The organism is Microbacterium galbinum (assembly GCF_023101185.1).
Taxonomy (GTDB): domain Bacteria; phylum Actinomycetota; class Actinomycetes; order Actinomycetales; family Microbacteriaceae; genus Microbacterium; species Microbacterium galbinum.
In genome coordinates this window covers 1,185,929-1,208,565 of record NZ_CP078077.1, presented here as the reverse complement: position 1 = coordinate 1,208,565, position 22,637 = coordinate 1,185,929, and the positions used below count along the sequence as shown (strand labels likewise).

Sequence of the window (22,637 nt, the reverse complement as noted above, 5' to 3'; positions counted from 1 at the left end):
TCAGGATGCCGGTGCGGGGGTGGCACGCTCGTCGAGCGTGAGCTGCAGGAAGGTGAGGTCGAGCCAGCGTCCGAATTTGGCGCCGACCTGCGGCATACGCCCGACCTCGATGAAGCCGAGCTTCTCGTGCAGGGCGATCGAGGCGGCGTTGCCGCTCTCGATGGCGGCGACCATCACGTGCACCCCCTGGGCTCGGGCCCGTTCGATCAGCGCGGTCAGCAGGGCGCGTCCGATGCCGCGTCCGTGCTGCTCCTCGCGCACGTAGACGGAGTGCTCGACCGTGTGCCGATAACCGCTGTGCGGGCGCCACCGACCGAACGACGTGTAGCCGAGCACGCCCGTGTCATCCGTGGCGACGATCACCGGGAATCCGTCGCACGAACGCTCGCCCAGCCACGCGGCCCGGTCGTCGACGTCGACGGGGTCCTCGTTCCAGATCGCGGTCGTGTGCACCACGGCGTGGTTGTGTATCTCGGTGAGCGCCTCGAGGTCGGCGACTCCGGCATCCCTGATCTGCACGGGGTTCTCCTGGGTCTGCGCTGCGGGAAGCGCATCGCCGACGGTATCAGGATGCGGCGACGTCGGTGCGCCAGTGCTCCTGCACAGCGACCCGTTTCTGTCGCTTTCGCGTCGGTCGGTGCGGGCGGGTCTGCTCGCCATCGATCGACGCGCTGAGCTCGACAGGATGGGTGGATGCTTCCTCTCTCATCTCTGTCGCGCGAATGAGTCGCGATGTATAGTCCTTACATCATGAGCCTCAAGCGCACGCAGATCTCCCTGAGCGACGACGACCGTCGCATGCTCGACGCCGTCGCGACCCGTACAGGCCTGTCGATGAGCAGTCTCATCCGTCAGGCGATCCACTCGACGTACGGCCACGTCGACGACGAAGACGCAACGCGGCGCGCCCTCGCGGCGACCTTCGGCGCTGTGACCTCTGACATCTCGGGGGAGCAGCTCGTCGACGGCATCCGCTCCGGGCGACGTCTCACTTGACTTTCATGATCAGCCTCATCGATACGTCCGTACTGATCGATCACACGCGGGGGGTCCTCGGCGCGCACCAGGCTCTTCTCTCTGCGGTCGAGAGAGGCGCTCTGCATTCGAGTGAGATCGTGCGTACCGAGCTCCTCGTCCTGATCCGCGATCATGAGCCGGCCCGTATCGAGCCGCTGATCGACCAGATCATCTGGCACCCGGTCGATCGGCCGGTCGCGGAGCGCGCCGGTGAGCTCGGCCGTCGGTGGCTTCCCGCGTACTCGGGGATCGATGCCGCCGACTTCATCGTCGCGGCCACAGCAGATCTCCTCGGAGCCGAGCTTCTCACCCGCAACGTCACGCACTTCCCGATGTTCGACGGACTCGCGCCGCCCTACTGAGATGCGGCGACGTCGGTGCGCCAGTGCGACAGCTTGTGCGGGTTCATCATGATCCACACGCGGGTCACCGCCCCGTCGGTGACGCCGAGGTTCACGACGCTGACGACCTCGCCGTACTCGCGGAACAGCAGCGCGATCCCGTCGCCGGTCTCGATCTCCTCCAGCTGCATGTCGGGGCGCTTCGCCGCGATCCCGAGCAGGAACCGGGCCACGCGATCGGCGCCGGACACGATGTTGAGCGCCGCGCGCACGACCCCGCCGCCGTCGCTGTGCAGCTCGACGTCGGGGGCGAGCACCCGCAGCAACTGCTCGATACCGCCCGAACGGCTCGCGTGCTGGAACGCCCGCACCACCCGGTCGTGCTCGGCGCGCGGCACCGCGCTCGTGCGGTTCTCGCGCACGTGGCGCCGGGCCGAGGTCGCGAGCTGACGCACCGCTGCCGCCGAGCGCCCGAGGATCTCGGCGATCTCGGGGAACGGCACCTCGAAGATGTCGTGCAGCACGAATGCGACCCGCTCGGCCGGCGTCATCGACTCCAGCACCACGAGCAGCGCGGTCGACACCGACTCATCGAGCGCGACCCGCTCCAACGGGTCGTCGAGGGCGACGGATGCGGGGGCGATCCGCTCCCCACCCACGAACAGGTCGAGCGGCACCGGTTCGGGCAGCCACTGCCCGACGTACTGCTCGCGTCGTCGCCGCGCCGAGGTCAGCAGGTCGAGCGAGATGCGGCTCGCGACCGTGGTGAGCCACCCGGGCGGGTTGAGGATGCCGGAGCGCTCGGCATCCGTCATCCGATACCAGCGCACGTACGTCTCCTGCACGACGTCCTCCGCATCGGCAAGAGTTCCCGTCATGCGATAGGCGAGGGAAGTGAGACGGCGCCGTTCGCCGAACACGTCGTTCTGGTCGTCGTCCACGGGTTCTCCTCGTCGGGGCACTCTCGAAGACGGGGTGCTCTCGAAGACTACCGACCTCACACTCGCGCCCTCTGCATCGTCGGACATGTGACAGGGTGACGCGCAGGGCACCCCGAACGAGAGGAAGACCCATGAGGATCGCCGTCGCCGGAGGCACCGGAACCGTCGGACGCCACGTCAGCCGCACCGCGCGCGAGGCCGGGCACGATGTCGTCGTGCTCTCGCGCGCGAGCGGGGCGAACGTGCTCACCGGTGAGGGGGTGACCGAGGCGCTCACCGGAGCGGATGCCGTCATCGACGTCACCAGCATCATGACGCTGTCGGAGAAGAAGGCGCGGGACTTCTTCGAGACCGGCACGCGCACCCTGCTCGCGGCCGGGGCGCAGGTCGGGGTGGCGCACCACGTGGCGCTCTCGATCGTGGGGATCGACGGCATCGACACCGCGTACTACGCGGCGAAGCTCGCTCAGGAACGGGCGGTCGCGGCGGGCGCGATCCCGCACACGATCGTGCGGGCGGCGCAGTTCCACGAGTTCGCGGGGCAGGTGCTCGCGCAGATCGCCGGGCCCTTCGCGGTCGCGCCGCGCACGCTCATGCGCCCCGTGGCCGCCCGCGAGGTTGCCGCTCACGTGGTGCGGGTGGCCGAGGCGGGGCCGGTGGGGCGCGCGCAGGATCTCGTGGGTCCGCGCGACGAGACGCTCGTCGACGTCGCCCGACGGCAGCTCGCCTTCGACGGCATCCGTCGGCGGGTGCTCGACGTGAAGCTGCCCGACGCCTACGGTCGCGGCCTGGCCTCCGGCGCGCTGCGCGGCGGACCCGACGCGCTCCAGGGCGCGATCACCTTCGACGAATGGCTGCGCAGCCCCGATCACACGCGCGGCTGAGGTCGGGCGGACCTCTCTGGAGCGCACGCGCAGAATGTGCTCAGATGGAAGCATGAGCACCGTCGACCCCGATGCGGCCCGCCGCGCACGAGCCGCTCGAGTTCCGACCATCAAGGATCTCTTCGTCCCCGGCATCCTCGCCTTCGCCGGCGCGGGCGGTCTGATGACGTGCGTGCTCATGATGGCGCGCGAGCCCGCGGCCGACGAGGTGTCGGCGCACACCGGGTGGCTCCTGGTGGCGATGACGGGCGCCCTGATCGGCGGTCTCGCGGCGATCGCCGGTCTGATCTTCTGGGTACGGCTCTCGGTCAAGAACCTCCGTCTCCCGGGGTGGGCCGCGCCGATCGCGCTCGTGACCGCGGGCGCGGGAGTCGGTTGCCTGCTGAACGCCGGACCGATCGTTCTCGGCGTCTCCCTCCTCGGCGTGAGCGTGCTGTTCGCCCTGCTCGCCGTCGTGGGTCTGCGTCGTCGTACGACGCAGGCGAGGACCGAGGAGGAGATCGTGCGCGGTTCCGATCCGGTCGACGGAACGGTGACGAATCAGGGGTACACGCACTTCGGTGAGTCGACGCGCATCCTCACCGCTGTCACCTACTCCTTCGTCGACGGCCAGGGCACGCAGCGCTTCGTTCGTCGCGGCGCGGTCATCGACGTCGCCGATCCGCTCGTCGAGGGCGAATCCGTCGACGTCTGGTTCGACCGGATGAACCCCGCCGACGAGAAGCGCATCGTCGTTCGCCGTCGGCGCGGCTGAGCCGGCCGGCATCCGCCCGACTCAGGCGGTCAGCGTCGGGAACGACCAGCTCCCGTCGAGCACCTCGGCGCGCGGGCGGTACAGGCGCACGAGGTAGTTCCACCCCTCGGGCGTCGGGATGACGTTCGGCGTGCCCGTGGGCCAGTCGCCGAAGTGCACCGTCACCGATCCGTCGGGGTTCTTCTCGGCGGTGATGTCGTTCACCGTGTAGGCGTCCGCCGCATTCGGTTCGAAGAAGCCCTCGGCGTTGTAGACCGAGATCGACCAGAAGCCGTCGACCGGCACGTCGCCGACCGTCAGCTCGTAGGTGCCGAGGGGAAGGCGTGGGTTCGTGCCGAAGTACGTCGCCTCGCTCGTCGGGAGTCCGCCCCATCCCGCGGCCGTGCCGAGCAGGTGGCGCACCGGGTCGACCTCGTCGGCGCGCCCGAAAGTGCGCTCGAAGCCGGTCATCCGTCCTGCCAGCGTGAGCAGCGCCGACCGGGTCTCGTCGAACGAGGCCGTGTCGTAGTCGGGCATCTCGAACGGCACGGCCGAGGCGCTCCGCAGCTCGATCGCATCCTGCAGGACCCCGACGGCCGCCACATCGGCGGGGTCGGTCGGATCGACGAGAATGCGGATCGCGAGGGCGACGTAGGGGGAGCCGAATTCCTCCACCGAGAGCTCGTGCTCACCGGGGGAGTGGAAGACGCGGTTGACGTAGTGGTCGGCGTTCACGACCATCGCCGAGAGGTAGCGGTCGCCGGCATCCGGCAGCGTGAACGAGGCGCCCTGCGAGATGTCGACGATGGCGAAGCTGTAGAGGGTGTCGCGGTTGAGGCGGATGACGGTCTGCTTGTCGATCGCGGCCGGTTCGCGGTTGTGCGAGAACGTGTTGATGCCGCCCGCATCGCGCTGCAGGTCGGCGAACATGCGGTCGTTCTCGGCGCGGACGAAGTTGTCTGTGTTGACGAGGATGCTCACAGGCCCGAGTGTGGCAGAGGGGTTCCGCGAGCGGAACCCTGCGCGAGAAAACTCAGGCGTGCACGTCGGCGGGGGATTCCTCGCCCTCGTGGAAGTTCGGCTTCTTGCCGAAGACCTTCGCGATCCCGAGCACGATCCCGACGATGATGAGGCCGGCGGCGAGGCCGGCGATCGCCGAGAAGAGGGTGTCGCCGATCCAGACGATGACGGCGCCCGCAGGTTCGAGGATGTGCTCGATCCCGTGCAGGATGTCGGCGCCGAACGTCACGTGCACCTCGCCGAGGTTGACCAGCAGCAGATGCCCGCCGACCCAGAGCATGGCGACCGTGCCGAGGATGCTGATGAAGCGGAACACTCCGGGCATCGATCGTACGATCCGCATGCCGGTGTGGCGCACGCGCTTCTCGCGGCTCTTCGCCATCTTGAGGCCGATGTCGTCGATCTTCACCAGCAGCGCGACCGCGCCGTAGACGACACCGGTCATGATGAGCGCGATCACGGCCAGGATGGCGAGGGTGGTCCAGATGTCGAGGCCCGCCTCGAGGTTCGACAGCGAGATGAGCATGATCTCGGTCGAGAGGATCAGGTCGGTGCGCACGGCGCCCCACACGAGCTTGTTCTCGTTGCGGGCGCCTTCGTCGGCGTGGCCGTGCTGCACCCCGAACCACTCGAGCACCTTCTCGGCGCCCTCGAAGCAGAGGTACGCACCGCCGAGGATCAGCAGGTACGGCAGCACGAACGGTGCGAAGGCGGTGAGCAGCAGCGCGACCGGGATGATGATGACGAACTTGTTCGCCAGCGAGCCGACGGCGATCTTCGCGACGACCGGCAGCTCGCGCGCGGGCGTGATGCCCTGCACGTACTGCGGCGTGACGGCGGCGTCGTCGATCACGACGCCCGCGGCCTTGGCCGAAGCTTTCATCGCCGCGCTCAGGATGTCGTCGACGACGGCGAGCAGACCAACCGACATGTGCGTCCCCCAGGGTATGTGTGCAGACGAGACACTCTATCGAGTCGCGGAGATGCGGATCGTCATCGTTCAGCCGCCGTCGACGAACACCCCGATGCGGTCGCCGTCGAGCACGAACTGGATCGCTCGACTGCCGGAGAAGCGCGCGCCGAGCGCGGCGGGCACATCGGCGCGGAGCGGGATCTCGATGGTCGCGGGGAACGCCCCTGCGCTGCAGCCGGTGTAGACGGGCCCGTCGATCGACCACGACGACCCGTCGAAGGACTCGATCGCGGGGACGTCGGTGGTCGAGACGGCGATGATGCAGGCGTCGTCGGGCCCGATGGGGCCGCCGAAGCCGCCCTCGCCGAGGAAGAGCGTGAGGCCGTAGAAGTCGTACACGGGAGTGCTCTCGATGGCGCCCATGAAGTCCTGCGGTACGAGGGTCGCCGAGGTCGGATGCAGGGTCGTCGTCTGCGGCACACCCGACGACGCCGACACCGGTGCAACCCCGGTGAGCGCGTAGGTCACGCCGGCAGCCACGGCGGCCGAAGCGATCACTGAAAGCGCCCAGAGCACGCGTCGCCGACGGGGAACGGATGCCGTCGCCCCGACGCGAGCGTCCTCCTCGGTCTCGTCGTCGGGCTGCCACCACTCGGGCTCGCCGTCGTCGGCGGTGGGGGCACCGGTGCGGGCGGCGACCGCCGGTGCCGCGTCGGTGGGGAGATGCTCGGCGGGCGCGGCATCCGCCTCTTCCGCGCCGACCGGCGGTCCTGCGGGAGCCGTCGCGGCGCTCAGCTCGGCACGTCGGGCCGCTTCGAGTTCGCGCAGACGTCGCATCGCGGCACGGTCGTTCGTGATGTCGGCCCTCGGGCCGTAGGCGCGGGCGCGGAGTTCGCGCAGTTCGGCATCGTTGGCGGCATCCATCCTCGGAATCGTCTCATGTCCGCGTGCTCGCGTGACGAAGAAAAACTCACAGCCCGCTCTCAGCCCTGCGGGACCAAAACGGGTCGCTCGCTGGTTGTGATCAGAGACGTCGCAGCCAGCGGCGTCGGACAAAGGAGACACAGACCATGTCGAACGACTTCCGCAAGACGCCCGAGGCCGTCAGCGACCTCACGCACCTGCAGTACGAGGTCACGCAGGAGGATGCCACCGAGCCGCCCTTCCGCAACGCCTACTGGAACAACCACGACGCCGGCATCTACGTCGACGTCGTCTCGGGCCAGCCCCTGTTCAGCTCCACCGACAAGTTCGACAGCGGCACGGGATGGCCGAGTTTCACGAAGCCCATCGAGGCGGATGCCGTGACCACCCGCACCGACCGCTCGCTGTTCATGAAGCGCACCGAGGCGCGATCCAGCGGGGCCGACAGCCACCTCGGGCACGTCTTCGACGACGGCCCGCGCGACGCCGGAGGCCTGCGCTACTGCATGAATTCCGCGGCCCTGCGTTTCATCCCCGCCGACCAGCTCGACGAAGAGGGGTACGGTCGCTACAGCGGCCTCTTCTCCGCCGACGGCACCGGCACCACCACCCACGACTCCGAGGAGCAGTCATGACCGATGACACCGGAACCATCACCCGCACCCCCGGCACCGAGACGGCGGTTCTCGCCGGCGGTTGTTTCTGGGGCATGGAAGACCTGATCCGCCGCCAGCCCGGCGTGCTCGACACCCGGGTCGGTTACACGGGCGGCCAGAACGACCACGCCACCTATCGCAACCACCCCGGTCACGCCGAGGCGGTCGAGATCGTGTTCGACCCGACCAAGACGACCTATCGCGACATCCTGGCGTTCTTCTTCCAGATCCACGACCCGTCGACGCGTGACCGTCAGGGTAACGACATCGGGTCGAGCTACCGCTCGGCCATCTTCCCGCTGAGCCCCGAGCAGCAGCAGGTCGCCCGCGACACCATCGCCGACGTCGACGCCTCGGGCCTCTGGCCGGGCAAGGCCGTCACCACGATCGAGGCCGAGGGCCCGTTCTGGGAGGCCGAGCCCGAGCACCAGGACTACCTGATCAAGTACCCCAACGGCTACACCTGCCACTTCCCGCGTGCGGGATGGGTGCTGCCGAAGCGCGCTGAGACCGCCGTCTGAGCCTCTGCCCGGCCGAAGCGCCCCCGTTTCACGACGGGGGCGCTTTTTCGTGCCCGCGTGAGCACGCCCCCGGCAGGAGATCTCGCGCAATGCAGGAGCGGATGCCGAAAGCGGTCCTCCAGAGCGTGTGATCTCCTCCGCTGCGGATGCGGAGCGTGAAAGGCTGGGCTCTCGACCGCTGAGGAGACTCCCGTATGGACGCCAACCCGCTCATCCCCACCGCCTACGACGTGATCTTCTTCGCGCTGTGGGTTGCGGCGATGGTCTACACGGTGGTCGCTCTCGTCTCCGCCGTGCGTGATCGTCGAGTCTCCGGCATCCGCTTCCTGCTGTGGTTCCTGGTCATCGCACTGGTGCCGGTCATCGGCCCGACCGCCTGGTTCGTGCGGCGCGCGCGCGAGGGTGAGCAGGCGCCGGGCGCAGCCGCCGACTGACGCACGCTCCACAGGAGATCTCGCGCAATGCAGGAGCGGATGCCGCAACCGGTCCTGCAGGGCGTGTGATCTCCTCCGCTGCGCGCGGCCGGATGCGCCAGCGCGCCGGCCCTCAGCCCTGCAGGAACTCCACGGCGGCGCTCTTGAACGCCGACGAGCCCGGGGCGTTGAAGTGGTTGCGGTCGGGGATCTCGAAGAAGCGGGCGTCGGGGGCGGCCGATGCCAGGGCGCGCGAGCCCTCGATGATCGCGTCCTTCGACCCCGTCGCGAAGAGGATCGGGCGGGTGGGGGCATCCGCCGGGTCGGGGTCGATCGACCCGGACGCCCGCATGCCCTCGGCCAGCGCGACGAGCGCGCGCAGGTCGTTGCCGGGCACTCGTTCGGTGAGGGCGATGTAGTTCTGGGTCGTCGGGTCGGCGACCGGGGTGCCGTCGGCGATGTACGCGCGCACCTGTTCGAGGTCGAGACGGGCGAGGGGGATGCCGTCGGGCACCCCGCCGAGCACGGCACGGCCGATGCGGTGCGGGAGCTCCTTCACGACCTCCCAGCCCACCCGCGCGCCCAATGAGTATCCGACGTACACGGCGTCGTCGACGAGATACGCGTCCATCACGGCTTCGACGTCGGTGACGAGGGTGCGGATGCTGTAGTCCTCGGACTGGTGCGGCTTCTCACTGAGTCCGTGCCCGCGCTGGTCGAGGGCGAGCACGCGATACCCGGCCTTGGTGAGCTCGCGCACCCAGCCGGTGAGGACCCAGTTGTCACGGGCGTTCGAGGCGAACCCGTGCACGATCACGACGACCGGGGCGTCGAGTTCTCCCCAGGTGTACGTCGCGAGGCGGGTGCCGTCGGCGGCGTAGACCTGCTGGGGTTCGGGCATGCGGGTGAGGTCGGAGAGAGGGACAGCCACGGCATCCATTCTGCTCCTGCGGCGGGGCGTGCATGCGCGACGAGACCCACCGGGAACGCCGAAACCCACCGCCCCCGACGTACGGGGCGATGGGTCTCGACGGCGGTGGTGGGTCTCGACGCGACTCCGTCAGCGACCCGCCTCGGCTCAGACGCGGCTGCGGAGGGCCTCTCCGAGCGCGGCGTCGACGTTCGTCCAGTACTGGAAGAAGCGCTCGCGGATGCCGTCGACCGTGATCGACTTGCCCTGACCGGTCAGGGTCTCGAGGAAGCGTGCACGCTGCTCGTCGTCGAAGACCGTGCGGTACAGCGTGCCGGCCTGACCGAAGTCGTCGTCGTCGAGATGCAGGGTCGCCGCCGAGCGGATCAGCTCGCCGTCGGACTCCCAGCTCGCCTCGACACCCGCCTGCGGGTCGGCCTCGGGGCCGCCGGCCGCACCGTAGGAGTTCGGGGTGTAGACGCGGTGCTCGGCGGGGTTGAACCGATACTGCATGCTGCCTTCGTGCATGTAGTTGCGGGTCTCTGCGGCGTGCGGCTGGTTGACCGGCAGCTGGTTGTAGTTCGTGCCGACCCGGTGACGCTGCGCATCGGGGTAGGCGAAGACGCGGGCCATGAGCATCTTGTCGGGCGAGATGCCGGTACCGGGCACCTGGTTGCCGGGCGAGAACGCCGCCTGCTCGATCTGCGCGAAGAAGTTCTCCGGGTTGCGGTTCAGGGTGAACGTTCCCACCTTGATGCGCGGGTAGTCCTTCTTCGACCACGTCTTGGTGAGGTCGAACGGGTTGAAGCGGTACGCCTTGGCCTCGTCGTACGGCATGATCTGCACATAGACGTCCCACTCCGGGAAGTCGCCCGCGGCGATCGAGTCGAACAGGTCGCGGCGGTAGAAGTCGGCATCCGATCCGGCCAGGCGCTCGGCCTCGTCGGCGCCCATCGCCTCGACGCCCTGCTTCGACAGGAAGTGGTACTGCACCCAGAAGCGCTCGCCCGCGGCGTTGACCCACTGGTAGGTGTGCGATCCGTAGCCGTTCATGTGGCGCCAGCTGCGCGGCAGGCCGCGGTCGCCCATGAGGTAGGTGACCTGGTGCGAGGTCTCGGGCGAGAGCGTCCAGAAGTCCCACTGCATGTCGGCATCGCGCAGACCCGAATCGCCGAGGCGCTTCTGCGAGTGGATGAAGTCGGGGAACTTCATCGCGTCGCGGATGAAGAAGGTGGGGGTGTTGTTGCCGACGATGTCGAGGTTGCCGTCGGTCGTGTAGAAGCGCAGCGAGAAGCCGCGCACGTCGCGCCAGGTGTCGGGGGAGCCCTGCTCGCCGGCGACCGAGGAGAAGCGCAGCAGCGTCTCGCTGGTGGCGCCGGGCTGGAAGACGGCCGCGCGGGTGTAGGCCGAGACGTCTTCGGTGACGACGAACTCGCCGAACGCGCCGCCGCCCTTGGCGTGCGGGTTGCGCTCCGGCACCCGCTCGCGGTTGAAGGAGGCGAGCTTCTCGACGAGGTAGCGGTCGTGCAGGACGGTGGGGCCGTCGGCTCCGACGGTGAGCGAGTGCGCGTCGCTCGCGACCGGGGTGCCGGTCTGGGTGGTGGTGGCGGGTTTCGTCATGGTGTTCTCCTTCTGCGCGCGGGTACGGCGAACAGCCCTTCTCCGCGGGTGGCGGGTCGGTGGCGGATGCGTCGGACTACTGCGCGGCGTTCTGGCAGCTGGGGCACAGGCCCCAGAAGGTGACTTCTGCTGTCTGGACGGTGAATCCCCCCGAAGACGACGGGGTGAGGCACGGCGCCTCGCCGACGACGCAGTCCACATCGCCGACCGCCCCGCAGGAGGTGCAGACGATGTGGTGATGGTTGTCGCCGATGCGCCGTTCGTAGAGCGCTGCGGAGCCTGCCGGTTCGATCCGGCGGACGAGGCCCGCCGTCGTCAGGTCCGCGAGGATGTTGTGCACCGATTGGATCGACGTGCTCGGCAGCACCTCCGAGATCGCCCGGTAGAGGCGTTCGGCATCCGTATGGGCCATGGAGTCCAGCGCCTCGAGAACGGCGACGCGGCCCGCGGTCGCCCTCAGTCCGGCGCCGCGAAGCGCCTGATCGAGTGTGGTCTCCATGTCTTCGACCCTACCCGCTCTTTTTAGTGATTCAAAAGTGCGGCGTGTCGGCCCGCGTGTCGCCCGATCGCGTGCGTCAGAGGTGCGGAGTGCGTCAGAGGTGGCGGATGCTGTGCCGCAACCGCGTACGGATGTCGAACAGCTCGTTGCCGCCGATCACCCGCGTACCCGGTAGGCCCTGGCGCAGGAGAGTGGGCAGGATGCTGCGGCGCACGACGAAGACGGGCAGACCGCGGATGCTCCCGAGAGGCGTCGAGGGCATCGACAGGTCGTCGTCGGGCAGCACCACGATCGCGCCGCTGAAGGTCACGCGGGCCGCCCGGGCGACAGAGCGGATCTGCGCGAGCAGGTCGGTCACGGGGGCGCGGTGCCCGAGGCTGGGCCCCGTGATCTCGCCGCGGCGGAACCCCACGACGCCGCCGAAGTCGGCCGACATCACCCCGTACAGGCCCGACGGTCCGAGGATCACGTGGTCGAGGCGGTGCTCGGCATCCGGGTCGTCGCCGGCGCTCGCGGGCCCGGTCGCGATCCCGTGCCAGAGCGTGAAGCCCATGCCCAGCCCCGCCATCGCGTGGGCGGTGCCCTCTTCGGCGAGGGCGTCGGCGAGCAGGCGGCGCAGGGCGCGGGGTGCGGCGCGCACGAGGCTCGGGGCGTACGGGTCGGGGATGCTCTCGCCCGCCCACTCCTCGAGCAGTGCGACGTAGCGGGCACGGCGCCAGGCGCCGGCCTCGCCGGAGGTCTTCGGGCGCGGGCGTGTGTCGGTGCGGGCGGGCTCGGGCGCGCGCCATTCGTCTGCGCCGCTGCGCGTGCGGTCGTAGCTCGCGCGGCCCGCGGGGGTGCCGATGAGTTCCCACGCCCGCTGCACCCGGATGAACACCGCCGCATCGCCGCCCGTGTCGGGATGCGCCTCGCGCAGGCGGGCGCGATACGCGCGGCGCAGTTCGTCGTCGTCGGTGCCCGGCGTCACCCCGAGGACCTCGTACGCCGAGGCCGAGAGCGGGCTGTCGAACATCCCCTCAGAATATCCGCGCGGGTGGGCCCTTCGTCTCGCTCCGCTCGCTCAGGAACCGGTCTTGGAACCCGGTTCCTGAGCGAGGAGCGAAGCGACGAGACGAAGGGCCGCCCTCACTCCGGAACGTCGACCACCCGCTCGACACCGACCACGGGCACGACGCCCCCGCCGGATGCCGCGGCCACGGCATCCGTCAGGTGCGCGATCTCGAGCGCCGGCGTCCAGACCTCGAGCGTGGCCGCCGCGCCGTACGCGGGCTCGCCGAGCGTGGCGCCGTGGTGGCCCGCCCAGTCGCGCAGCAGGTTGTCGAAGCGCCCGGCGTCGGCGTGCGCGACCTCGATCCGCACCTGTGTGAGGGCCTCGCGCCGCACCAGCCGGGCGAGGTCGAGCGCCTCCGAGGTGGCGGTCGAATAGGCCCGTACGAGCCCGCCGGCGCCGAGTTTCACGCCGCCGAAGTAGCGGGTGACCACGGCGACGACATCGGTCAGCTCGCGGCGGCGCAGCACCTCGAGCATCGGGATCCCCGCGGTGCCCGACGGTTCTCCGTCGTCCGACGAGCGGGCCTGATCGCCGAGCAGACCGGTCACCATCGCGGTGCAGTTGTGCGCGGCATCCCACGCCCGCTTGCGGATGCCGGCGATCACCGCCTCGGCCTCCTCGACCGACCCGACCGGCGCGATGTGCGTGAGGAACCGCGACTTCTTGATGACGAGCTCGTGGTCGACGGCACCCGCGATCGTCGCCGAATACCTGCTCATCCGCCCACCCTATCCAGCCCCTCGAACCGCTCCCGTCGCACTTCTGTCGGTCTGGGCCGGCCGTTCCGACAGGAAGCACGACGGGAGCGGATGCCGTCAGGGCTGAGGTGCCTCGTCGACGATCTCGAAGTCGACCGTCCAGGACACCCACGGGAGTTCCGCGGGCAGCAGATCGGTGGGTCGGTGGGGATAGACCTCCCGACCACCGACGATGTGACCGCTCTCAGTGTTGATGTCGATCTCGGAGACGAGAAGATCCCCGAACTCGCTACCCTCATCGAGGTGGGATTCCATTCTCAGAGTCGTCACCGAACCGTCTGTCCGGGCGACCTCGACGCCACTCAGGAGCGCCACCGTGTGAAGGGTGGCCGCCCGCAGCTCGGCAGGCATCACGTCGGTGCTCAGGAAGTGGCCGATGTTCTGAAAGATGATCCAGTCGTCATCCCCGTAGGCGGCGAGCCTCTCGCGAAACCATTCGAGCAGCTTCTCCGGATCACGGGGCATCGTTGCGTATTCGTCTCGGAACGGTTCCCACGATTCGCCCTCCTTGGCGATTCCTCCGGGCAAGGCGACAAGACCGCCCGGGTCGGCATCCCGATCGCCGACCTCCGCCACCATGGCCTCGAAGGCCGGAAGCGTCGCGGGGTCGCCGAACACGTCGCGCACTTCGTTCACCTGTCGGTCGTCGATGATCCAGTCGCCCGCCCGATCGCTGGGCACATAGAGGTCACGGATGCTCCGCTGGAACACGGCACCCTCTGACTGATCGAGGGCCGCTGCGCTGAATCCGAACACCGGATCACTGGGGTCGAGGTCGGCGTCCCACAGAGTGATCAGGTCGTATGTCTCGCGCATCCGCAGGTACTGTCCGGGTGCGAGAACCGGGTCTGGCGACGTCATGGCCGCGCCAGCGGCATCGTTGAGCACGGCCACGGCGGCAGCGGATGCCGGCGGTGCGGCGAGAGGCGAGACGGTGCCCGCGATGATGACGGTCGCGGCGATCGCTCCAGCCGTCACCGTCCCGGCGGCCGTGCCGCCCCAGACCCAGCGTCGGCGCGAGCGCCGCGGGCGAGGCTGGGCGATGCCCCGCATCACCGTAGAGCGGGATCGTTCGATCCGCGCCTGAGCGGCGGGGTCGTGTGCGCTCTCGATCTCACGCACGAGTTCTGACAGTTCCATCGTCGATCTCCTTTCCGATCCAGCTGATTCGCGTGGTCTGCGCGCCCGGGGGTGCGAGTTTCCGACGGACGCGGTGCAATCGCGATCCGACCGTGCCGACCGGGATGCGCAGTGCTTGTGCGATCTCCTCGTGCGACAGATCCGCCCAAGCGTGCAGCAGGAGCGTGTCGCGATCCTTGGGCGACAGTGCGGCGATCCGCGGGGCGAGCAGGCGGATCGCCGCCGCGGCGTCGACCCGCCCGTCACTGTCGTCGATGCCGCCGCCGGTCGTGTGTTCGCCCCGCACAGCGGATGCTTCGACGGCACGCCAGTGCTTCGCCTCGGTCGCTCGGTGCTTGGAGGCGATCCGCACCGCGATGCCGAGCAGCCACGGCCGCGCCGATTCCCACGTGCGGTCGAAGGTGCGGCGTCGGCGGAACGCGACGAGGAAGGTCTCGCTGAGACAGTCCTCGGCGGCATCCGCCCCGAGTCTTCGCCGGAGGAAGGCCTCCACGACCGCCGCGTGGCGGTCGAACACCTCCCCGAACGCCTGCGGATGTCGCTCGGAGCGCTCGATGATCTCGCTGTCAGTGGTCACAACAGGTATTGCCCGTTCGCGCGCGTCGCTTTCACGGAAACTTCTTCTGCTCTCTCGAAAGTGCCGTGGTGCGGTCGGACCGATCGGTGATCAGGACTCTATCGACAACATTCGCGTGCACGTCACCGAATCGATTCGATAGACTCTTTCCCGCGACACGGCGCAGTGCCGCCATCCCCGCATCCGTACTCCAGCCCTGCGAGTTCTCCCTCATGGCAACCTCCCTCACGACGGGCCGTCCGTGGCGCGTCATCCTCGCCTTCTCGATCCCCCTGCTGCTCGGCAACGTCGTGCAGCAGCTCTACCAGTTCGCCGACGCGATCGTCGTCGGGCGGCACCTCGGCGTGACCTCGCTCGCCGCGGTCGGTGCGACCGGACCCCTGCTGTTCCTGCTCCTCGGTTTCGCGTGGGGACTGACGAGCGGATTCGCGATCCCGATCGCCCAGGCGTTCGGTGCGCGGGACAACGCGGCCGTCCGTCGCTCGGTCGCGACCGGCGTGCTGCTCAGCGGTGCGACGAGCGTGATCCTCACGGCGTGCGCGCCGCTGATCGCCGGCCCTCTGCTCGCCCTCCTGCAGACGCCGACCGAGCTCATGCCGGAGGCGACGACGTTCACGCAGATCAGCTTCCTCGGGGCGAGCGCCACGATGTTCTTCAACTACCTGTCGGCGATCATCCGCGCGATCGGCGACTCGCGCACCCCGCTAGTCTTCCTCACGATCTCGTGCGCGCTCAACGTCGGACTCGTCGTGCTCATGGTCGGCCCGCTCGAGTGGGGCGTCGGCGGAGCGGCCCTCGCCACCGTCATCGCCCAGGCCATCTCGGTCGCCCTGTGCCTCGAGTTCGTGCGTCGTCGTCTGCCGATGCTGCACCTGCGTCGCAGCGACTGGCGCGTCACTCGCGCCGACATCGCCGAGCACCTGCGCCTCGGCCTGCCGATGGGCTTCCAGGCCTCGATCATCGCGATCGGCACGCTGACCGTGCAGGTCGCGTTGAACACGCTGGGATCGGATGCCGTCGCCGCCTACACCACCGCCTCGCGCGTCGACGGTCTCGCCGTCGCCCTGCTCTCGTCGCTGGGACTGGCGACCTCGATGTACGCGGCGCAGAACCACGGCGGACGCCGCCCCGACCGCATCCGTCGCGGGGTCAAGGAGGCGACGTGGATGGCGATCGCCGCGGGCCTCGTGCTCGGCGGACTGCTCGTCGCCTTCGGTGCGCCGATGGTGCGCCTGTTCGTCGGCGAGGGGTCGGACGAGGTCGTCGATCTCGCGCACCTCATGCTCATCATCAACGGTGCGGGCTACTGGGCGCTCGGCATCCTGTTCGTGCTGCGCGGCGCCCTGCAAGGGCTCGGCCACACGCTCGTTCCGACGGTCACCGGCGTGATCGAGCTGGTCATGCGCGTGGTCGCGGCGGTCGCACTCGGCGCGGTCATCGGGTTCGCGGGCGTCGCGTTGAGCAACCCGCTCGCCTGGGTCGGCGCGATCGTGCTGCTGGTGCCCGCGTACGTGAAGGCGCATCGCGCGCTCGCGAAGCTGCCCGTCGCGCCCGCCGAGGCGACCGAGACCTCGGCGATGGCGATCGTCGGCCCGACCGACGGATCGATGGTGGTCGACGCGGTCGTCACCCAGCCGATCCCCGTCGTGCGCAAGCGCGGCCTGCGTCGGCTGACCCTGCGTCCGTCGCGCCGCAAGGCGCGCCGCTGAGGCACCCGGACCCCAAGAGAATCGAACGCGGAAACCGCGTCAGAAATGAGCACTTCGGTCGTCTAGTAGAAGAAGGGTTCCGATCGCTGTCCTCCGAAAGGATGACAAAGATCATGCGTGAGACGGATGGGGATCCGCGTACGCTTTTCTACTGTGGAGAGTGCGGAGATTCCGCAGACCGGGGGGTCATCATGACGACAGCTGCCATTGCCAGGGACCTGGCCGGATTTCTGGTTCCGATCGGATGGATCGGCGCGGCGATCGCCGTCGTCTGCGCGATCGTGGCGGGGGCCGCGATCGCTCGCGGTGCCGGTGGGCTCAGCGGCGGGGCGGTCGGGGTGTGGATTCCCGCGGCGCTCCTGAGCTCCACGGCATCGTTCGCCCACCAGTGGCTGCCCCTGATCATCTCGGGCGCGGCCCTGGGTGCGATGCTCGTGCTCGGCGGCATCGTGCGCGCGATCATCAGCGCCGCCGACAACGGGCGCATGACGCGCAGCGCGGCACGAGCGGCAGCGGTGGTCGAGGCGGCGCAGCCCGCCCCGGCCACGACCACGATCCGGGTCCCCGCGCGCACGCCGAGCACCTCGACCGGCGCGATCGCCGTCGTGCGCTGAGTCCCGTGCGCTGAGTTCCGGCAGTTCAGCGCTCTCAGCGGTAGTCGCGCTCCCAGTGCTGCCCGGCCGAATCCCCAGCCTCGACGCGCGCGGACTCGCGGGCCCGCAGTTCGACGCGGCGGATCTTGCCCGAGATCGTCTTGGGCAGCTCGTCCACGAACTCGATGACCCGCACCCAGAGGTGCGACGACAGACGCTCGTTCGCGTAGGCGAAGATCGAGCGCGCGGCTTCGCCGTCGGCCGCGGCATCCGCCGTCAGGCAGACGTACGCCTTCGGCACCGACAGGCGCGTCGGGTCGGGGCTGGGCACGACCGCCGCCTCGATCACGAGGTCGTGCTCGAGCAGCACCGACTCGAGTTCGAACGGGGAGATCTTGTAGTCGGATGCCTTGAACACGTCGTCGGCGCGCCCGATGTAGGTGAGATACCCCTCATCGTCGCGCACGGCGATGTCGCCGGTGTGGTGGTAGCCGCCGACGCGGGACTCCGCGGTCTTCTCGGGGTCGTCGTAGTACCCGGCCATGAGCCCCAGCGGCGGCTGCGACAGGTCGAGCGCGATCTCGCCCTCGCTCGCCCCGTCGACGACCTCGCCGGTCACCGGGTCGAGCAGCACCACCGGGTACCCGGGCAGCGGCCGTCCCATCGAGCCGACCTTCACGGGCTGCCCGGGAGAGTTGCCCACGCAGCACGTCATCTCGGTCTGCCCGAAGCCGTCGCGGATGGTTCCCCCCCACGCGTCGCGCACGCGGTCGATGACCTCGGGGTTGAGCGGCTCTCCGGCGCCGACGAGCTCGCGCGGCGGGTGGGTGAGGCGGGCGAGGTCGGCCTGGATGAGCATCCGCCACACCGTCGGCGGCGCGCAGAACGTGCTCACGTGGTGGGTGTCCATGACCTGCATGAGGGTGTTCGCATCGAAGCGCGCGTAGTTGTAGACGAACACGGTCGCCTCGGCGAGGAACGGCGAGTAGAAGCTCGACCACGCGTGCTTCGCCCAGCCCGGCGACGAGATGTTGAGGTGCACGTCGTCGGGGCGCACGCCCAGCCACCACATGGTCGACAGGTGCCCGATCGGGTACGAGACGTGGGTGTGCTGCACGAGCTTCGGACGGTTGGTGGTGCCCGAGGTGAAGTACAGCAGCGAGGTGTCGGTGGCGGGCGTCGGTCCGTCGGGCTCGAAGACGGCCGGGGCATCCGCCGAATCGGCGAATCGCTCCCAACCCGCCGGGATGCCGTCGCCGATGCCGATGCGCAGGATGCCGTCGTCGATGTCTGCGAGACGGTCGCCGAGGGCGCCGAGCGTGACGACCGCGCGGGCGCGGCCGTGATCGATCCGGTAGGCGAGGTCGGATGCCGACAGCAGCGTCGAGGTCGGGATCGACACTGCGCCGATCTTGGTGATCGCGAGCATCACCTCCCACAGCTCGATCGTGTTGCCGAGCATCACGATCAGGTGGTCGCCGCGACGGATGCCGAGACCGGTCAGCCATGCGGCGACCTGGTCGGACCGGCGGGAGAGGTCGCCGTAGGTCCACGACCGCAGCGAGAGGTCGGCCTCGACGATCTGCACCGCGGGGCGGTCGGGTGTCTCGCCGGCGACGACGTCGAACCACTCGAGCGCGAAGTTGAACTCGTCGACCTGCGGCCACGCGAACCCCGCGCGGGCGGCGTCGTAGTCGGTCGCGTTCGCGAACAGGAAGTCGCGCATCTCGCGGATGGTCTGCGTGGCGGCGGTGGCACTGCGGGTCATGCGTTCCATCCTCGCGCAGGTGCGTCGCTCCCGTCGCGCGAATGGCTGATTCCGGAACGAGCCGATGCCGCCGCTAGCGCGCGAGCAGCCCGGCGCCGTCGCGCAGCTCGAACACCAACTGCGTCTCGGTGCCGCGCACGACCGGATGCACGGTGATGTGCTCGAGCACGATGTCGCGCAGCGCCGTCGCGTCCTCGACGGCGACGTGCACGAGAAAGTCGTCGACCCCGGCGACGTGGAAGACCTGGAGCACGCGCGGCACGCTCGCGAGCGCGTCGAACAGCGCGGTGACGGTGGGGCCGGTGTGGTTGGCGAGGCGCACCTTGATGATCGCCTGCAACGGATAGCCGACGGATGCCTCGTCGAGGCGGATCCGCGTATCGCGGATGATCCCGCGCTCGCGCAGCGCCCGCACGCGGTGAGCGCAGGTGGACTCGGCGAGGTTCAGGCGGTGGGCGAGGGCCTTGTTCGTGATGTCGGCCTCGCGGGTGAGCACGGCGAGCAACGCGAGGTCGGTCTCGTCGAGCGGCGATCCTGGGGGTTTGGGCAACGTCGGGTCCTCCTCGGCATCCGTGTTTGCTCAGAATAGCGATATCAGTGTGATCGGCGGCGGATGCTGTCGATTCCCACCGTCCAAGCCGCGATTCGCGCAACATGGAGGGATGACCGCCCCGCTGCATCCCGACACCGTCGCCGTCCACAGCGGCCGCTCCGACCTCGCGGATCTCGGAGTGCACGCGCTGCCGATCGACCTGTCGACCACGAACCCACTGCCCGACGTCGAGCGCGGCGGCGACTCCTACGAGGCGATGGCGACCGGTGGACGCCCGCCCGCCGACGGCAGCCTCGTCTACGCGCGCCTGTGGAACCCGACCGTCGCCCGCTTCGAAGAGGCGCTCGCCGAGATGGAGCACGCCGAGGCGTCCGTCGCCTTCGGGTCGGGCATGGCGGCGATGACCGCCGTGATCCTCGCGCACACCAATGCGGTCGGCAAGCGCCACGTCGTCGCGGTGCGCCCGCTCTACGGCGGCACCGACCATCTGCTCGGCTCGGGGCTGCTCGGCGCCGAGGTCACCTACTGCCATCCGCACGAGGTGGCGGGCAGCATCCGTCCCGACACCGGGCTGGTGGTGCTCGAGACACCCGCCAATCCCACGCTCGACATCGCCGACATCGCCGAGGTCGTCCGTCTCGCGGGCGAGGTGCCGGTCGTCGTCGACAACACGTTCGCGACACCGATCCTGCAGAACCCCATCGATCTCGGTGCGGCGATGTCGCTGCACAGCGCGACCAAGTACCTGGGAGGGCACGGCGATGTGATCGCCGGAGTCGTGGCCTGCGGCGAGGAGACCGCCGAAGCGCTGCGACGCGTACGCGCCGTGACGGGTGGCCTGCTCCACCCGCTCGGCGCCTACCTGCTGCACCGCGGACTCGCGACCCTGCCCGTGCGCATGCAGCGCCAGCAGGAGAACGCCCGCCGCATCGTGTCGTGGCTGCTCGACCGGCCCGAGATCGCCGAGGTCTTCTACCCCGGGCTCGACGGCGACCCGCACGGCATCCTCGACCGTCAGATGCGCGGCACCGGGGCGATGATCGCGATGCGGATGCAGGGCGGGTACGCCGCGGCATCCGCCGTCGCCTCGGGCACCACGCTCTTCACCCACGCGGTCTCGCTCGGCGGTGTCGACTCGCTCATCCAGCACCCCGCCGCGCTCACGCACCGACCGGTGCCGGCCGAGGCGCGCCCCGCCGCCGACGTGCTGCGCCTGTCGATCGGACTCGAGGATGCCGACGACCTGATCGCCGACCTCGCGACCGCGTTCGCCGGGCTCGCGCCCGCCGCTCAGAGCTTGGGCAGGATGACCGTTCCGGTCGAGAGCCGCTCGGTGGGCATCCGGTCGCGGTTGTAGGTGATGTCGCGGTAGCCGTGCGGGGTCGGGTTGCCGTCCTCGTCGAGGCTCACGAACACGATCTTCTCGATCGTGAGGATGCGCTTGCGCGTGATCATGTTGCGCGCGACGGCCCGCATCGTCAGCGAGGTGCGGCCGAAGTGCGTGGCCGTCAGGCCGATCTCGATCAGGTCGCCCTGCACGGCGGAGGCCTCGAAGTTGATCTCCGAGATCAGCTTCGTCACCGCGCGGTAGTTGCCGAGCTGCACGATCGCGTAGATCGCGGCCTCCTCGTCGATCCACTTCAGCAGGCTCCCGCCGAACAGCGACCCATTGGCATTGAGGTCCTCCGGGCGCACCCACTTGCGGGTGCGGAAGTTGATGCCGTCCTCGGACCACGAGTTCGCTTCATGCTTGGCCATGCCTCCAGCCTAGGAACCGCGTGAGTCGGCGGTGTTACGCGCCGTGAAGGGGCCCTCTGCCCAGGGCGGATCGGCCGAGGGCAGATTCCGGCGTGCGCGAGGGGTGACCGGCGGATGCTGGGGGAATGAGCGAAGAGAACCCCCTCCCGCAGTTCGGGCCCGAGGCCCGACGCGCCCTGTTCCACGAACGCGTCCTGGTGCTCGACGGCGCCCTCGACGACGACAACGGCACGCTGCTGATGACGCAGCTTCTCACCCTCTCGGCCGAGGACGCCGCGACCGACATCGCCCTCTGGATCCACTCGCCCGGCGGCTCCGTGCCGTCGATGCTCGCGATCCGCGACATCATGCGGCTCATCCCCAACGACGTCTCGACCCTCGCGCTCGGGCTGGCGTGCAGCGCCGGGCAGTTCCTGCTCTCGGCGGGCGCCGTGGGCAAGCGTCGGGCGCTGCCGCACGCGCGCATCCTCATGCATCAGGGCTCGGCGGGGATCGGCGGATCGGCGGGTGAGATCGAGACGCAGGCCGACGACCTCCGCCACATGCGCGACACGGTGCTCGGACTCATCTCCGACGACACCGGGCAGACCCGCGAGCGCATCTTCGAGGACTCGCTGCACGACCGCTGGTACACGGCCGCGCAGGCGCGCGACTACGGCTTCATCGACGAGATCGTGTCGTCTCTCTCCGACGTGATGCCGCGTCGACGGGCACGGGTCGGACTGGGGGCGGGCGCATGAGCGGCTACACGATCCCGAACGTGATCGCGCAGCATCCGCGGGGCGAGCGCGTCATGGACGTGTACTCGCACCTGCTCGCCGAACGCGTCATCTACCTCGGCACCGGCATCGACGCGGGCGTCGCGAACGCGCTGATCGCCCAGCTGCTGCACCTCGACGCCGACAGCCCCGAGAGCGCCATCCAGTTCTACATCAACAGCGAGGGCGGCGATCCGGGGGCGGCGCTCGCGATCTACGACACCATGCAGCACATCCGTCCGAGCATCGCGACGACGTGCGTGGGCCAGGCGATCGGACCCGCCGCCCTGCTCGTCGCCGCCGGAGCACCGGGGGAGCGGGCCGCACTCGCGCATGCCCGACTGGTGCTGCACCAGCCGGCGGGGCAGTCGCGCGGGGCGATCCCCGACCTGATCCTCGCGGCCGACGAGGTCGTGCGGGTGCGCTCCGACATGGAGGAGATCCTCGCCCGGCACAGCGGCCGCACGGCCCGGGAGCTGCGTGCCGATACCGACCGCGACCGCGTGTTCACGGCATCCGCCGCCCAGGCCTACGGACTGATCGACACGGTGCTGGGGGAGCGGGGGTAGGGGCGCGGGGC

The 22,637-nt window shown here is 69.6% G+C and carries 27 protein-coding genes; 12 read left to right on the top strand and 15 right to left on the bottom strand.

The window, feature by feature from the left end; translation table 11 throughout:
- Positions 1 to 519: a GNAT family N-acetyltransferase gene (locus KV396_RS06005; protein ID WP_247957192.1), complete on the bottom strand. Its 519-nt coding sequence runs from the start codon at positions 517 to 519 to the stop codon at positions 1 to 3.
- A gap of 231 nt (positions 520 to 750) precedes the next feature.
- Between KV396_RS06005 and KV396_RS06000 the strand changes: the two genes are divergently transcribed.
- Positions 751 to 996 carry a ribbon-helix-helix protein, CopG family gene (locus KV396_RS06000; protein WP_247957191.1) on the top strand — a complete coding sequence of 82 codons (246 nt, stop codon included), beginning with the start codon at positions 751 to 753 and terminating at the stop codon, positions 994 to 996.
- 5 nt (positions 997 to 1,001) lie between these two features.
- Positions 1,002 to 1,379: a PIN domain-containing protein gene (locus KV396_RS05995; protein WP_247957190.1), complete on the top strand. Its 378-nt coding sequence runs from the start codon at positions 1,002 to 1,004 to the stop codon at positions 1,377 to 1,379.
- On the opposite strand, the gene sigJ is transcribed toward KV396_RS05995, so the two are convergent.
- A complete protein-coding gene (gene sigJ, locus KV396_RS05990; protein ID WP_247957189.1) occupies positions 1,373 to 2,299 on the bottom strand; it encodes an RNA polymerase sigma factor SigJ in 927 nt (308 codons plus the stop codon). The two genes, KV396_RS05995 and sigJ, sit on opposite strands and share 7 nt — an antisense overlap.
- 131 nt (positions 2,300 to 2,430) lie before the next feature.
- Between sigJ and KV396_RS05985 the strand changes: the two genes are divergently transcribed.
- On the top strand, positions 2,431 to 3,183 hold the full coding sequence (locus tag KV396_RS05985; RefSeq protein ID WP_247957188.1) for an SDR family oxidoreductase: 753 nt from the start codon (positions 2,431 to 2,433) through the stop codon (positions 3,181 to 3,183).
- Between the two features lie 52 nt (positions 3,184 to 3,235).
- Positions 3,236 to 3,937, top strand: coding sequence for a hypothetical protein (locus tag KV396_RS05980; protein ID WP_247633508.1), 702 nt, complete (start codon positions 3,236 to 3,238; stop codon positions 3,935 to 3,937).
- Between the two features lie 21 nt (positions 3,938 to 3,958).
- Here the strand turns inward: KV396_RS05980 and KV396_RS05975 are convergent, their stop codons facing one another.
- The 3 genes from KV396_RS05975 to KV396_RS05965 all read right to left on the bottom strand — a co-directional run bounded on the left by KV396_RS05975 (position 3,959) and on the right by KV396_RS05965 (position 6,773).
- Positions 3,959 to 4,897 carry a DUF1214 domain-containing protein gene (locus KV396_RS05975; RefSeq protein ID WP_247957187.1) on the bottom strand — a complete coding sequence of 313 codons (939 nt, stop codon included), beginning with the start codon at positions 4,895 to 4,897 and terminating at the stop codon, positions 3,959 to 3,961.
- A gap of 52 nt (positions 4,898 to 4,949) precedes the next feature.
- A complete protein-coding gene (locus tag KV396_RS05970) occupies positions 4,950 to 5,867 on the bottom strand; it encodes a DUF808 domain-containing protein (RefSeq protein WP_247957186.1) in 918 nt (305 codons plus the stop codon).
- Between the two features lie 69 nt (positions 5,868 to 5,936).
- Positions 5,937 to 6,773, bottom strand: a complete 837-nt coding sequence (locus KV396_RS05965) for a hypothetical protein (protein WP_247957185.1) — start codon at positions 6,771 to 6,773, stop codon at positions 5,937 to 5,939.
- 146 nt (positions 6,774 to 6,919) lie between these two features.
- Between KV396_RS05965 and msrB the strand changes: the two genes are divergently transcribed.
- The 3 genes from msrB (at position 6,920) to KV396_RS05950 (ending at position 8,384) form a co-directional block, all read left to right on the top strand.
- On the top strand, positions 6,920 to 7,408 hold the full coding sequence (gene msrB / locus KV396_RS05960; protein ID WP_247633512.1) for a peptide-methionine (R)-S-oxide reductase MsrB: 489 nt from the start codon (positions 6,920 to 6,922) through the stop codon (positions 7,406 to 7,408).
- Complete coding sequence (msrA, locus tag KV396_RS05955; RefSeq protein WP_247624158.1) at positions 7,405 to 7,950, top strand: peptide-methionine (S)-S-oxide reductase MsrA; 546 nt, start codon at positions 7,405 to 7,407, stop codon at positions 7,948 to 7,950. Before msrB ends, msrA begins: the two co-directional genes overlap by 4 nt.
- Positions 7,951 to 8,144: 194 nt before the next feature.
- The gene (locus tag KV396_RS05950; protein ID WP_247957184.1) at positions 8,145 to 8,384 is read left to right on the top strand and encodes a PLDc N-terminal domain-containing protein; all 240 of its coding nucleotides are present in this window, start codon (positions 8,145 to 8,147) and stop codon (positions 8,382 to 8,384) included.
- Between the two features lie 112 nt (positions 8,385 to 8,496).
- Here KV396_RS05950 and KV396_RS05945 read toward each other — a convergent pair whose 3' ends face one another.
- From KV396_RS05945 to KV396_RS05915, 7 genes are all read right to left on the bottom strand, one after another.
- Positions 8,497 to 9,303, bottom strand: coding sequence for an alpha/beta fold hydrolase (locus tag KV396_RS05945; RefSeq protein ID WP_407665576.1), 807 nt, complete (start codon positions 9,301 to 9,303; stop codon positions 8,497 to 8,499).
- Between the two features lie 138 nt (positions 9,304 to 9,441).
- Positions 9,442 to 10,893: a catalase gene (locus KV396_RS05940; protein ID WP_247633515.1), complete on the bottom strand. Its 1,452-nt coding sequence runs from the start codon at positions 10,891 to 10,893 to the stop codon at positions 9,442 to 9,444.
- Positions 10,894 to 10,969: 76 nt separating this feature from the next.
- Complete coding sequence (locus KV396_RS05935; protein ID WP_247957182.1) at positions 10,970 to 11,392, bottom strand: Fur family transcriptional regulator; 423 nt, start codon at positions 11,390 to 11,392, stop codon at positions 10,970 to 10,972.
- A 94-nt stretch (positions 11,393 to 11,486) separates the two neighbouring features.
- On the bottom strand, positions 11,487 to 12,404 hold the full coding sequence (locus KV396_RS05930) for a J domain-containing protein (RefSeq protein ID WP_247957181.1): 918 nt from the start codon (positions 12,402 to 12,404) through the stop codon (positions 11,487 to 11,489).
- Positions 12,405 to 12,517: 113 nt separating this feature from the next.
- The gene (locus KV396_RS05925; protein ID WP_247957180.1) at positions 12,518 to 13,162 is read right to left on the bottom strand and encodes an IMPACT family protein; all 645 of its coding nucleotides are present in this window, start codon (positions 13,160 to 13,162) and stop codon (positions 12,518 to 12,520) included.
- 96 nt (positions 13,163 to 13,258) lie between these two features.
- The gene (locus KV396_RS05920; protein WP_247957179.1) at positions 13,259 to 14,341 is read right to left on the bottom strand and encodes a hypothetical protein; all 1,083 of its coding nucleotides are present in this window, start codon (positions 14,339 to 14,341) and stop codon (positions 13,259 to 13,261) included.
- Positions 14,316 to 14,918: an RNA polymerase sigma factor gene (locus KV396_RS05915; protein ID WP_247957178.1), complete on the bottom strand. Its 603-nt coding sequence runs from the start codon at positions 14,916 to 14,918 to the stop codon at positions 14,316 to 14,318. Before KV396_RS05915 ends, KV396_RS05920 begins: the two co-directional genes overlap by 26 nt.
- 212 nt (positions 14,919 to 15,130) lie before the next feature.
- Between KV396_RS05915 and KV396_RS05910 the strand changes: the two genes are divergently transcribed.
- A complete protein-coding gene (locus KV396_RS05910) occupies positions 15,131 to 16,627 on the top strand; it encodes an MATE family efflux transporter (protein ID WP_247633521.1) in 1,497 nt (498 codons plus the stop codon).
- Positions 16,628 to 16,818: 191 nt separating this feature from the next.
- Positions 16,819 to 17,241 carry a hypothetical protein gene (locus KV396_RS05905; RefSeq protein ID WP_247957177.1) on the top strand — a complete coding sequence of 141 codons (423 nt, stop codon included), beginning with the start codon at positions 16,819 to 16,821 and terminating at the stop codon, positions 17,239 to 17,241.
- 34 nt (positions 17,242 to 17,275) lie between these two features.
- Here the strand turns inward: KV396_RS05905 and KV396_RS05900 are convergent, their stop codons facing one another.
- Positions 17,276 to 18,988 (bottom strand): AMP-binding protein, encoded by a 1,713-nt coding sequence (locus KV396_RS05900; RefSeq protein ID WP_247957176.1) that lies wholly within the window; start codon positions 18,986 to 18,988, stop codon positions 17,276 to 17,278.
- A 73-nt stretch (positions 18,989 to 19,061) separates the two neighbouring features.
- A complete protein-coding gene (locus tag KV396_RS05895; protein WP_247633524.1) occupies positions 19,062 to 19,538 on the bottom strand; it encodes an Lrp/AsnC family transcriptional regulator in 477 nt (158 codons plus the stop codon).
- Positions 19,539 to 19,650: 112 nt separating this feature from the next.
- Between KV396_RS05895 and KV396_RS05890 the strand changes: the two genes are divergently transcribed.
- On the top strand, positions 19,651 to 20,898 hold the full coding sequence (locus tag KV396_RS05890; RefSeq protein ID WP_247957175.1) for a trans-sulfuration enzyme family protein: 1,248 nt from the start codon (positions 19,651 to 19,653) through the stop codon (positions 20,896 to 20,898).
- Here the strand turns inward: KV396_RS05890 and KV396_RS05885 are convergent.
- Complete coding sequence (locus KV396_RS05885) at positions 20,832 to 21,299, bottom strand: acyl-CoA thioesterase (protein ID WP_247633526.1); 468 nt, start codon at positions 21,297 to 21,299, stop codon at positions 20,832 to 20,834. The two genes, KV396_RS05890 and KV396_RS05885, sit on opposite strands and share 67 nt — an antisense overlap.
- Positions 21,300 to 21,424: 125 nt before the next feature.
- Between KV396_RS05885 and KV396_RS05880 the strand changes: the two genes are divergently transcribed.
- Both KV396_RS05880 and KV396_RS05875 read left to right on the top strand, forming a co-directional pair.
- Positions 21,425 to 22,039: a ClpP family protease gene (locus tag KV396_RS05880; RefSeq protein ID WP_247957174.1), complete on the top strand. Its 615-nt coding sequence runs from the start codon at positions 21,425 to 21,427 to the stop codon at positions 22,037 to 22,039.
- Positions 22,036 to 22,626, top strand: a complete 591-nt coding sequence (locus KV396_RS05875) for a ClpP family protease (protein WP_247957173.1) — start codon at positions 22,036 to 22,038, stop codon at positions 22,624 to 22,626. Before KV396_RS05880 ends, KV396_RS05875 begins: the two co-directional genes overlap by 4 nt.
- Positions 22,627 to 22,637: the final 11 nt, after the last annotated feature.

Coding starts and splice junctions, on each gene's coding strand:
- KV396_RS05900 (WP_247957176.1), bottom strand. CDS start 18,988: ATGACCCGCAGTGCCACCGCCGCCACGCAGACCATCCGCGAGATGCGC.
- KV396_RS05925 (WP_247957180.1), bottom strand. CDS start 13,162: ATGAGCAGGTATTCGGCGACGATCGCGGGTGCCGTCGACCACGAGCTC.
- KV396_RS05890 (WP_247957175.1), top strand. CDS start 19,651: ATGACCGCCCCGCTGCATCCCGACACCGTCGCCGTCCACAGCGGCCGC.
- KV396_RS05910 (WP_247633521.1), top strand. CDS start 15,131: ATGGCAACCTCCCTCACGACGGGCCGTCCGTGGCGCGTCATCCTCGCC.
- KV396_RS05970 (WP_247957186.1), bottom strand. CDS start 5,867: ATGTCGGTTGGTCTGCTCGCCGTCGTCGACGACATCCTGAGCGCGGCG.
- KV396_RS05930 (WP_247957181.1), bottom strand. CDS start 12,404: ATGTTCGACAGCCCGCTCTCGGCCTCGGCGTACGAGGTCCTCGGGGTG.
- KV396_RS05875 (WP_247957173.1), top strand. CDS start 22,036: ATGAGCGGCTACACGATCCCGAACGTGATCGCGCAGCATCCGCGGGGC.
- KV396_RS05880 (WP_247957174.1), top strand. CDS start 21,425: ATGAGCGAAGAGAACCCCCTCCCGCAGTTCGGGCCCGAGGCCCGACGC.
- KV396_RS05965 (WP_247957185.1), bottom strand. CDS start 6,773: ATGGATGCCGCCAACGATGCCGAACTGCGCGAACTCCGCGCCCGCGCC.
- KV396_RS05940 (WP_247633515.1), bottom strand. CDS start 10,893: ATGACGAAACCCGCCACCACCACCCAGACCGGCACCCCGGTCGCGAGC.
- KV396_RS05950 (WP_247957184.1), top strand. CDS start 8,145: ATGGACGCCAACCCGCTCATCCCCACCGCCTACGACGTGATCTTCTTC.
- KV396_RS05945 (WP_407665576.1), bottom strand. CDS start 9,303: ATGGATGCCGTGGCTGTCCCTCTCTCCGACCTCACCCGCATGCCCGAA.
- KV396_RS06000 (WP_247957191.1), top strand. CDS start 751: ATGAGCCTCAAGCGCACGCAGATCTCCCTGAGCGACGACGACCGTCGC.
- KV396_RS05920 (WP_247957179.1), bottom strand. CDS start 14,341: ATGGAACTGTCAGAACTCGTGCGTGAGATCGAGAGCGCACACGACCCC.
- KV396_RS05935 (WP_247957182.1), bottom strand. CDS start 11,392: ATGGAGACCACACTCGATCAGGCGCTTCGCGGCGCCGGACTGAGGGCG.
- msrA (WP_247624158.1), top strand. CDS start 7,405: ATGACCGATGACACCGGAACCATCACCCGCACCCCCGGCACCGAGACG.
- msrB (WP_247633512.1), top strand. CDS start 6,920: ATGTCGAACGACTTCCGCAAGACGCCCGAGGCCGTCAGCGACCTCACG.
- KV396_RS05980 (WP_247633508.1), top strand. CDS start 3,236: ATGAGCACCGTCGACCCCGATGCGGCCCGCCGCGCACGAGCCGCTCGA.
- KV396_RS05985 (WP_247957188.1), top strand. CDS start 2,431: ATGAGGATCGCCGTCGCCGGAGGCACCGGAACCGTCGGACGCCACGTC.
- KV396_RS05885 (WP_247633526.1), bottom strand. CDS start 21,299: ATGGCCAAGCATGAAGCGAACTCGTGGTCCGAGGACGGCATCAACTTC.
- KV396_RS05995 (WP_247957190.1), top strand. CDS start 1,002: ATGATCAGCCTCATCGATACGTCCGTACTGATCGATCACACGCGGGGG.
- KV396_RS05905 (WP_247957177.1), top strand. CDS start 16,819: ATGACGACAGCTGCCATTGCCAGGGACCTGGCCGGATTTCTGGTTCCG.